Source organism: Pseudomonas sp. 43NM1 (assembly GCF_002836905.1).
Classification (GTDB): Bacteria; Pseudomonadota; Gammaproteobacteria; order Pseudomonadales; family Pseudomonadaceae; genus Aquipseudomonas; species Aquipseudomonas prosekii.
In genome coordinates, this window is record NZ_MKGS01000014.1 from 22,417 (window position 1) to 31,675 (window position 9,259).

The 9,259-nt window shown below is 60.1% G+C and carries 9 protein-coding genes; 5 read left to right on the forward strand and 4 right to left on the reverse strand.

Annotation, left to right across the window (positions count from 1 at the left end; genetic code table 11):
• Positions 1-26 precede the first annotated feature (26 nt).
• The 3 genes from BI292_RS03400 to BI292_RS03410 all read right to left on the reverse strand — a co-directional run bounded on the left by BI292_RS03400 (position 27) and on the right by BI292_RS03410 (position 2,639).
• Complete coding sequence (locus BI292_RS03400; protein WP_101206990.1) at positions 27-512, reverse strand: GNAT family N-acetyltransferase; 486 nt, start codon at positions 510-512, stop codon at positions 27-29.
• Positions 513-636: 124 nt separating this feature from the next.
• Complete coding sequence (locus BI292_RS03405) at positions 637-1,962, reverse strand: ATP-binding protein (protein WP_101206991.1); 1,326 nt, start codon at positions 1,960-1,962, stop codon at positions 637-639.
• Positions 1,959-2,639 (reverse strand): response regulator, encoded by a 681-nt coding sequence (locus tag BI292_RS03410; RefSeq protein WP_101206992.1) that lies wholly within the window; start codon positions 2,637-2,639, stop codon positions 1,959-1,961. The genes BI292_RS03405 and BI292_RS03410 overlap by 4 nt, the downstream gene beginning before the upstream one ends.
• A 298-nt stretch (positions 2,640-2,937) precedes the next feature.
• Between BI292_RS03410 and BI292_RS03415 the strand changes: the two genes are divergently transcribed.
• The 5 genes from BI292_RS03415 to dsbG all read left to right on the forward strand — a co-directional run bounded on the left by BI292_RS03415 (position 2,938) and on the right by dsbG (position 8,185).
• Positions 2,938-3,639 (forward strand): hypothetical protein, encoded by a 702-nt coding sequence (locus BI292_RS03415; RefSeq protein WP_101206993.1) that lies wholly within the window; start codon positions 2,938-2,940, stop codon positions 3,637-3,639.
• Between the two features lie 99 nt (positions 3,640-3,738).
• Entirely contained in the window at positions 3,739-4,680 is a 942-nt protein-coding gene (locus BI292_RS03420) for a sel1 repeat family protein (RefSeq protein WP_101206994.1), read from the forward strand.
• Positions 4,681-4,818: 138 nt separating this feature from the next.
• On the forward strand, positions 4,819-6,555 hold the full coding sequence (gene dsbD / locus BI292_RS03425; protein WP_101206995.1) for a protein-disulfide reductase DsbD: 1,737 nt from the start codon (positions 4,819-4,821) through the stop codon (positions 6,553-6,555).
• A complete protein-coding gene (locus BI292_RS03430) occupies positions 6,555-7,439 on the forward strand; it encodes a TlpA disulfide reductase family protein (RefSeq protein ID WP_101206996.1) in 885 nt (294 codons plus the stop codon). Before dsbD ends, BI292_RS03430 begins: the two co-directional genes overlap by 1 nt.
• A complete protein-coding gene (gene dsbG, locus BI292_RS03435; RefSeq protein ID WP_092279642.1) occupies positions 7,415-8,185 on the forward strand; it encodes a thiol:disulfide interchange protein DsbG in 771 nt (256 codons plus the stop codon). Before BI292_RS03430 ends, dsbG begins: the two co-directional genes overlap by 25 nt.
• Before the next feature lie 99 nt (positions 8,186-8,284).
• Here dsbG and BI292_RS03440 read toward each other — a convergent pair whose 3' ends face one another.
• Complete coding sequence (locus BI292_RS03440; protein ID WP_101206997.1) at positions 8,285-9,097, reverse strand: alpha/beta fold hydrolase; 813 nt, start codon at positions 9,095-9,097, stop codon at positions 8,285-8,287.
• Positions 9,098-9,259: the final 162 nt, after the last annotated feature.

The following is a 9,259-nucleotide window of genomic DNA, read 5'->3' on the forward strand; positions in this document are numbered from 1 at the left end:
GAGGATTTAGACCCGCGATCAGCTTTCTAAGACGGCGGCGCCAATGTCTTGAGCATTGGGATGGCGTGCAGCCCCGCCACATTGAAGGTTTGCGCGCTGACGCAATAACCCAGGCGCCGAAAAAACGCTTCACTGGTGGCGGTGCTGTTGAGGCGTGCCGCAGGCAAGCCCTGAAGGCGCAGCCAGGCTTCGAGGTCGTGCATCAGCGCCTGTCCGGCCCCGCGACGAAAGCTTTCCGGCTGCACATAACAAAAGGCAATCTTGCCACTGGTGGCGGCCATGCCGACGCCGATTGGTTTGTCTTGAAGTACCGCGACGCTCAGGTGCAACCGTTGGTCGGCCAGCCAGTTCTGGATGTGTTCGGCGCTTTTGTTGTGGGTCCAGTTGGCGACGATTTGCGCATCGTTGCGGTGATCGGGCGCGCAACCCAGGCGAATCGAACGCTCGACGATGCGGCTGATGATGCCGACGTCGGCCGGTGTTGCCTTGCAGATGTGCAGAGATGCATCCATGGCGCTGTTCCCTCAATCCATTGAGTCGAAGCTGCCGGAAAGATAGCCCCGACAGCGCGTGGATGGCCAATGGAGAGAAGTTACATTTGATGTGCAACCCGATTCCCGGGGTGTGCGGTGTTTATCAGATCGCTTGCAACGGCATGGTCAGTTCGACGCGCAAGCCATCCGGGCGGCTGTCGAAGTGCAACGTGCAGGCACAGCGCTGAACAATCGCCTGCACAATCGCCAGGCCCAAGCCGCAACCGGTGCTCTGGCCGTCGCGCCAGAAACGTTGGGTCAGGTGCTGCAGATTTTCTTCAGCAATCCCCGCCCCATGGTCGCGGACCACAAACCGCACATGGCTGCCGGTGGTTTCCACGCTCAGCTCCACGGCGCCGTCGCCCGGCGTATGGCGCAAAGCGTTGTCGAGCAGATTGCGCAACGCGGCAATCGACAGCACCGCCGGCATTTGCACGGGCGCGGCGGAAAGCGTGCTCGGCAACTGAAACTTGATACGGTGGCGATCGCCGCTGCCGGCATCCTGAATCGCCAGTTTCGCCACTTGCTCGGCGCTGCATTGCACGCCGTCATCAAACGACAAACTGCCCTCGACCCGCGCCAGCAACAGCAATTGCTCCAGCGTGCGGTGCAAACGGTCGGCGCCCTCTTCGGCCCGCGCCAACGATTGATCGCGCGCCGCGCCGTCAGTCATGCGCGCCACTTGCAGGTGAGTTTTGATCGCGGTCAGCGGGCTGCGCAGTTCATGGGCGGCGTCGCCGGTCAGGCGTCGCTCGCGCTCGATGGTCTTGCCGATGCGCTGGAACAGCTGATTCTGCGTGTCGAGCAACGGTTGCAATTCGCTGGGCAATGGCTGGATCTGCAACGGCTCAAGAGAATCGGCGCTTCGGCGCATCAGGGCATCGCGCATGCGATTGAGCGGCGCCAAGCCTTGGCCGATGCCCAGCCACAACAGGCACAGGCAACCGAGCAATGCGACGCCGACCGGCACCGACGCGGCCAGCAGGATTGACATGTTCAGGGCTTCTCGCTCGATCTGCCGATCCGCCGTGGTGATGCGCAAATCGCCGCGCGCCAGAGTGAAACTGCGCCACGGCGCGCCGTCGATGATCTGATCGTGGAAACCCATCTTCTCCGCTTCGAGGGTTTGTTGCGGATCGGTGTGACTGCGCGCGAGGATTTCCCCGCGCAGGGAACTGACCTGACAGGCCATGCCACCGGGGACGTTCAATTGTTCAGCGCTGAAATGCGTGCCTTCGCCCTTGGTCGGCAACTTCGGCAATTGCTCCATCAGCCCGGCGACCATGCGTGCCGAGGCGACCAGGCGCTGGTCGAGGGAAAACATCATCTGGTTACGCAGGTCGCTGAGCATCCAGGCTGCTGCCAGCGCCCAGATCAGCGCAAAAGCGGCGCCGAGGGTCAGGCTCAGACGCAAACGCAGGCTCATCACTTCGGTTGCTCTCCGCCATCCGCAGGCCCGAGGCGATAACCCAGACCGCGCACCGTTTCGACGATGCCGTTGCCGAGCTTGCGTCGCAGGTGATGGATATGCACGTTGAGCGCGTTGCTTTCCAGTTCGTCATTGAAGCCGTAGACGCTGTCCTTCAACTGCTCGGTCGAGAGCACCCGGCCACGGTTGTGCAACAGCGCTTGCAATAGCGCCTGCTCGCGGCGCGACAGGTCAATCGACTTGCCGCCGAGCATGGTTTCGCGGCTGCTCGGGTCGTAAGTCAGGGCGCCATGTGCGATCAGGTTGACGCTGCGCCCGGCCACGCGCCGCAGCAACGTGTGCAGACGCGCGGCGAGTTCGCGCAGGTCGAACGGTTTGAGCAGGTAGTCATCGGCGCCGGCCTGCAAACCGTCAACGCGGTCGGTGACCGAGTCGCGCGCAGTGAGGATCAGCACCGGCAACTCGAGGCCATTGTGGCGCAGTTGCTGCAGCAGTTTGAGGCCGTCTTCGTCCGGCAGGCCCAGGTCGAGCACCATCACATCGAACTCCGCGACCTTGAGCATCGCCCGCGCCGACGACGCGGTAGCGACGTGCTCGACGGTCAAGCCTTGCGCGGTGAGACCGGCGACGATGCCGCTGGCGATCAGCTCATCGTCTTCGCAAACCAGTACGTGCATGGGAGCTCCCTGAGCCGAAAAAAAGGCGAGTCAAACAGAGAAGGATTAAGCCGCAATTATGTCAGGGCCACAACTGATCGGTGTCCGGCGGCTGCGATCCATCGGACTTGAACTGCAAAAACGCGCAACGCAAACAAATTTACTTCACCAGCACTTATCAACCAACAGCAGCGAACCCAGAAACAAAGTTCAATACATCGCAACTATAAATTCGTAAAACAACCCACTAGTCTCGCCATTCAACCGCACATCAAATTAATAAAACTGTACACGCCCTGTAACTTTCCAAGGATCAAACATGCAAACTTTAAATAACGTCGTCGCCGTTGACTGGCGCTCGGGAGCAGATCGCTGCTACTTCTTTTTCAAAGACACCAATACCTACTCGCGTTTTAATCTCGCCGATAACGAAGTACCTGAAGGTTATCCAACTGCTATCCGCTCGAGCAACTGGAACACCGTCCATTCCAAACTGAAAGATTTGCGATTCGGATTTACCACTACCGGCATCAACCCCGCTCACCCATTGGATTTTGATTCGGATATTTTGTGGCTTTTCTATTATGACGGCGGCATTCCGATGGTCTGCAGGTATGACCAGGACGATGACGTCGCCACCAACTCCTATCCTGTCAGTCAATCCATCTGGCATACGCTGCTGCCCTACTTCGACCGCATCGTTGCTGGCACTTGGTGGGAAAAGTCGCCTAATCCGCGCTTTTTCCGTTTCCTGATGAACGACGGCCACAGTTTATCGCTCAACCTTGTGACCGATAAGTTGACGCATGAACCTATCAACGATAGTACCTGGCCAGGACTGGCACCTTATAAAGACCGGATTATAACCGCCGTACAAAATTATCGAACATTCGCTTACAGCCATTACTATATTTTCCTGACCAACAATGAATACCTGCGCTACAACATTCCGACCAACAGGCTGTTAGCCGGGCCGATTATCGTCGACGAGGTATCCTGGCCCGGTTTATTGCGCAACTGAGCAATCCGCTGGCAATGCGATAAATATGTACCGCACCTGACGTTGCATCAGCCCATACCCTGAATCGGAGCTCACTCAACTCACACGAAGGGATTGATCATGCAACCGCACACAGATGACTTGACCGCTTTTTTCAATATGCTCAAAAGCCTGACCGCGCTAATCGCCGAATTGAACGTGCTACAGGAAAATGCCCGCAACAAAGGCCTCGAACTCTACAACCTCGGCAGCTTCCGGGCGTCGGAGCCTTACTTGAACATTGCCGCCGCAGGCGGCGACCGGGCGGCGCAATATGCTTTGGCTGAAGTGCTGCGGCGCCAGCAGGGTTCCATCACCGAAGACGCGAAAAAATGGTATCGACTGGCCGCCGCGCAAGAGGATGTCTACGCCCTGCTGCGTCTGGGCGACAGTGCGTCGCTGGACAAAGCCCGGCAACTGCTGCCGCCGCGCATCGCACAGGGTGACGGCGAGGCCATGCTGCAGATGTACGAGCTGACCAAGGACATCACCTGGCTGAAGAAATCGGCAGGCAAGAAATTCCCGGAAGCCTTGTACATTCTGGCGCTGGAGTACGACCGGGATAACAGCCTGGTCCCGACCGGCCAGACACCATCAGAGGCGATAGACCGGCTGCTGCAAATGGGCGCTGCGGCCAACTTTCCGCTCGCCATGAACTGGTACACCAACCGCCCGCAAGTGACGCAATTCCCGTCACTGCGACGCGAATGGCTGGAAAAGACCGCCGCGCTGAATGACCTCTACGGTGTCCTCAAATACGGCTATGCGCTGGGCCACGATAGCGAAGGACGTGACCCCGAATACGGCTACGCGAAGAGTTATCCGTTCAGCTATGGCCTGATCTGGCTGGTGGTCAACTCGGCGACCGAATACCAACTCCACAACAGCGCCTCAGTTTTCCTCGCCGACCTCGGCAAGGAAATGAGCCAAAAAGAAATCGACCTGGCGCTGGGTTTTGCGCAGACCTGGAAGGACACACACCCGCCGCTGTCGGAGAACCGCCTGACCTATCACGGCATCTGAACCGGCGATGACTCATCGCTGACTTGCGCGTTATGCGTGTTTGCCGGGCTGTTCATTCAGTCCGGCAACTTTCTATTAATCACCGGTTAATCGTCGGCCAGCATCGTGCCTCTCACTTGTACCGGCACCGGATAGCTCATGCGTCGATTTTTGCTGCTCTTTATGCTCTTGCTCTCGAGTTTCGCCCACGCAGGCTCAAATCCGTTTGAGAGCAAACCCGAGTTCCTGCCGGTCGAAAAGGCCTTTGTTTTTACTTCCGAGCGCCTCGACTCGGGGGAAATGCAGCTGTATTGGCAGATCGCCGACGGTTATTACCTGTATCAGAAACGTCTGAAATTCGATGGCCTGGCGCCCGAGCACGTGCCGGTGCTGCCGGAGGGCGAGTCGCACAGCGATGAATTTTTCGGCGAACAGCCGGTTTATCGCCAAGGTCTGGAATTGAAAATTCCTGCCGGGGCGACGGGTCAGATCAAAGTGGGTTTCCAGGGCTGCGCGGATGCCGGCCTGTGTTATCCGCCGCAAACCCAGGTCATTGATCTCGGTGGCGCGGCGGCGACGATTGCCGCCACGCAAGCACCGGATCAAGCGCTGGCCAGCAACCTGCAACAACGCGCGTTGGGCTGGAGTTTGCTGGTGTTCTTCGGCCTCGGTCTGTTGCTGGCGTTCACGCCGTGCACGTTGCCGATGTTGCCGATTCTCGCTGGACTGATCGTCGGCAGCGGCGCCTCGCCCAAACGCGGTTTCGCGTTGGCCAGCAGTTACGTGATTTGCATGGCGCTGGTGTACGCGGCGCTGGGCGTGCTGGCGGCATTGTTGGGCGGCAATCTTCAGGCGCTCCTGCAAAACCCTTGGTTGCTCGGCAGTTTCGCAGCGGTATTCGTGCTGCTGGCGTTGCCGATGTTTGGCTTCTTCGAATTGCAATTACCCGTGGCGTTGCGCGATCGGCTGGAACACGCCTCGCGCCAGCAAAGCGGCGGCAGCCTGATCGGTGCCGGCGTGCTCGGCGCGTTGTCGGGGCTGCTGGTCGGGCCGTGCATGACCGCGCCACTGGCCGGCGCGCTGCTGTACATCGCGCAGAGCGGCAATGCCGTGCACGGCGGGCTGATCCTGTTTGCCATGGGCATTGGCATGGGCATTCCGCTGCTATTGCTGGTGACCGTCGGCAACCGTTTCCTGCCCAAACCCGGCGCGTGGATGAATCTGCTCAAAGGCGTGTTCGGTTTTCTGTTCCTCGCCACCGCGCTGTTCATGTTGCGCCCGGTGCTGGATCAATCGCTGTGGCTCGGTTTGTGTGGCGCATTGTTGTTGATCGCCGCGTACAGCGCCTGGAAACAGTCGGAGGGTTTCGGCCGGGTCGCCCAACTGTTCGGCGCCAGCGCGCTGTTGCTCGGTCTGTGGGGCAGTTTGGCGGTGATCGGTGCGGCGGGCGGCAGCGATGACCTGTTCAAACCGTTGCAGGTGTATACCGCGTCCGCTTCCGGCAACGCCGCCAACCCGGTCGGCCACGACGCCTTCACCACGGTCAACAACCCTGCCGCCCTGCAAAACGAGCTCGATGCGGCGCAGGCTCAGGGTCAATGGGTGCTGCTGGATTACTACGCCGATTGGTGCGTAGCGTGCAAGGTCATGGAAAAACAGGTGTTCGGCAAACCGCAGGTATTGGACGCGTTGAAAGATGTGCGCTTGCTACGGCTGGACGTCACCGCCGACAATGCCGCCAGTCGCGAACTGCTCGGCCGCTATAAAGTGCCGGGGCCACCGAGCCTGCTGTGGATCGGCGCCGATGGTGTCGAACGCCGCAGCCAGCGCATCACCGGCGAAGTCGATGCGCAGACTTTCCTGCAACGCTGGACCACCACCCGAGATGCTCATTAATGCTGACCCTTACCCTCGGCACCTTTGCCATTGCGCTTAACCACCTGCTGCTGATCAGTGCCCTGGCGCTGGCGACTTTCGTCGGTTGGCGGGTGGCCAAGCGCGGCGGCGAGAACCCCGAGTCAGCGCTGTTCAGCCTGTTCCTGCTGGGCATGTTGGCGGCGCGGGTGAGTTTCGTGATCGCCTATTGGGCGCATTACCGCAACGATCCGTGGCAGATCATCGATCTGCGCGATGGCGGTTTCCTCGCCTGGCCGGGGGTGATCGTGCTGTTGCTGGCGGCGCTGTATCGCGGCTGGCGACGGCCGGGTTTGCGTCGGCCACTGGGCTTTGGCGCCGGCAGCGGCCTGCTGTTCTGGTTGCTCGCGACCTTCTCCCTGACCATTTACGAGCAAGGCACGCGCCTGCCGGACGTCACGTTGGTCAATGCCGCTGGCGAAAACGTCAAACTCAGCGACTATCAAGGAGGCCCGTTGGTGATCAATCTCTGGGCGACCTGGTGTCCGCCGTGTCGCCGGGAAATGCCGGTGCTGGAAAACGCCCAGCATCAGCGCCCGGACCTGACCTTCCTGTTCGTCAACCAGGCCGAAAGCATGCAAAGCGTCAGTACTTACCTGGAAACCCAGGGCTTGAGCCTGTCCAACGTGTTGTTTGATCGCGGCGGACGCTTGGGTCAGGCCGTCGGTTCGATGGCATTGCCGACTACGCTGTTCTATAGCAATGACGGCCGTCTGCTGACTAGCCATCTGGGCGAGTTGTCGGAAGCCAGCCTGGCCCGCGCGCTGGAAAAGTTCGACACGCCCACCGCCGCCACTCCTGCCACCTCGGCCACATCGACTACCTCTGCAAGGAAACTGCCATGCCCCGCCTCCGCCATCTGCTGACCCTGACTCTGGGTGCTGCGCTGCTGCACCTGCCGGCGGTGCAGGCCGCCGAAGAACTGCCCGAGGCGATCAAGAAGATTGAAGCCAAAGGTGCAAAAATCGTCGGCCAGTTCGATGCACCGGACGGTTTGCGCGGTTACGCCGCGCAGTATCAGAACCGCGGCATGGCGCTGTACCTGACGCCCGATGGCAAACACGTGCTGCTCGGCAACCTGTACGACGCCGATGGCAACGACTTGAGCAGCGCGCCGTTGCAGAAGCTGGTTTACGCGCCAATGTCCAAGGAAGTCTGGGGCAAGATGGAAGCGAGCAACTGGATCGCCGACGGCAAAAAAGATGCGCCGCGCATCGTTTACCTGTTCAGCGACCCGAACTGCCCTTACTGCAACATGTTCTGGGAACAGGCGCGGCCGTGGGTCGATTCCGGCAAGGTGCAGTTGCGGCACATCATGGTCGGGATCATCCGCGAAGACAGCCCGGCGAAATCCGCCGCGCTGCTCGCCGCCAAAGACCCAAGCCAGGCGTTGGCCGATCACGAAAAGGCTGGCAAGCAAAGCAAGCTCAAAGCCTTGAAAGACGTGCCACCGGCGATCCAGGCAAAACTCGCGGCGAACATGCAATTGATGGACGACCTTGAGTTGCAAGCGACCCCGGCGATTTTTTACATGGACGACAAGGGCGAATTGCAGCAACAGCAAGGCGCGCCGTCGCCGGACAAATTGCAGAAAATCCTCGGACCCAAGTAATCCCCCACCGACGCCATCGCGAGCAAGCCTCGCTCCTACAGGGGGAATGCGATCCCCTGTAGGAGCGAGGCTTGCCCGCGAAGGGGCCCGAATGAATTACTAATTCCTTTCAGCCAAAAACCTCAACAACGTCTCAGTCACAAACCCGGCATTCTCCAGATTGGAAATATGCCCCGCTTCCGGCACCAGCACACACTCGCAGCCAATCAACCCGGCCATCTCGCGCGCTTCCGAGGGTGGCCGTGGTTTGTCCTGATCGCCACACATCACCAACGTCGTTGCTGCATCCAGCTCGGGCAGGCGCGCGAGCAAATCATCCCGCCCAAAGGTAATCCGCCCCATCGGCACGATGCTCTCGCGCAGGCGTTCGGCCGGCAGCGCCGCCAACGAAGCACGGAAATCCTGATACAACGCCGACTGCGGATCGATGCCGGGCCGGAAGAAGATCGGCACCACGATGTCCAGCAATTGCGGCGCGATCACGCCAGTGTCTTCGATCTGTTTGAACAGCGAGAAATAGTATTGGCGGGTTGGCTCCGGCTCGACGCCGACGTAAGTGTCCATCAGCACCAGAGCGTTGAGCCGTTGTGGTGCCGACAGCGCCAGGCGCACGCCCCACATGCCGCCGACCGACAGGCCGACCAGCGTCACGCGATCAATGTCCAAGTGATCGAGCAGCGCCAGTGCCTGGCGGGCGATGTCATCCAGTGAAGTCGTGCCGTCCGGTAATGGCCCGGACCGGCCGTGGCCCCACAGGTCCAGCGCGATGACCCGGTATTGCTGCGACAGTGCGGCAATCTGCGGCGCCCACATGTGTTGGTCCCACAGATAACTGCCGGCCAGCAACACGGCCGGGCCGGTGCCTTGATCGGTGTAATGAAGGGATTGTCCGTCCAGGGTTGCGAAAGGCATGGGTGATTCCTCTGCAAAAAAAATGGCACGGGAAGACTGGGCTGCTGGTGCTCGACAGTCAACTTTGCGCGGTCAGAATTGACGCCTTCGCGGGCAAGCCTCGCTCCTACAGGTTTGCGGTGATCGTGCGATCAACACTATTCCTGTAGGAGCAAGGCTTGC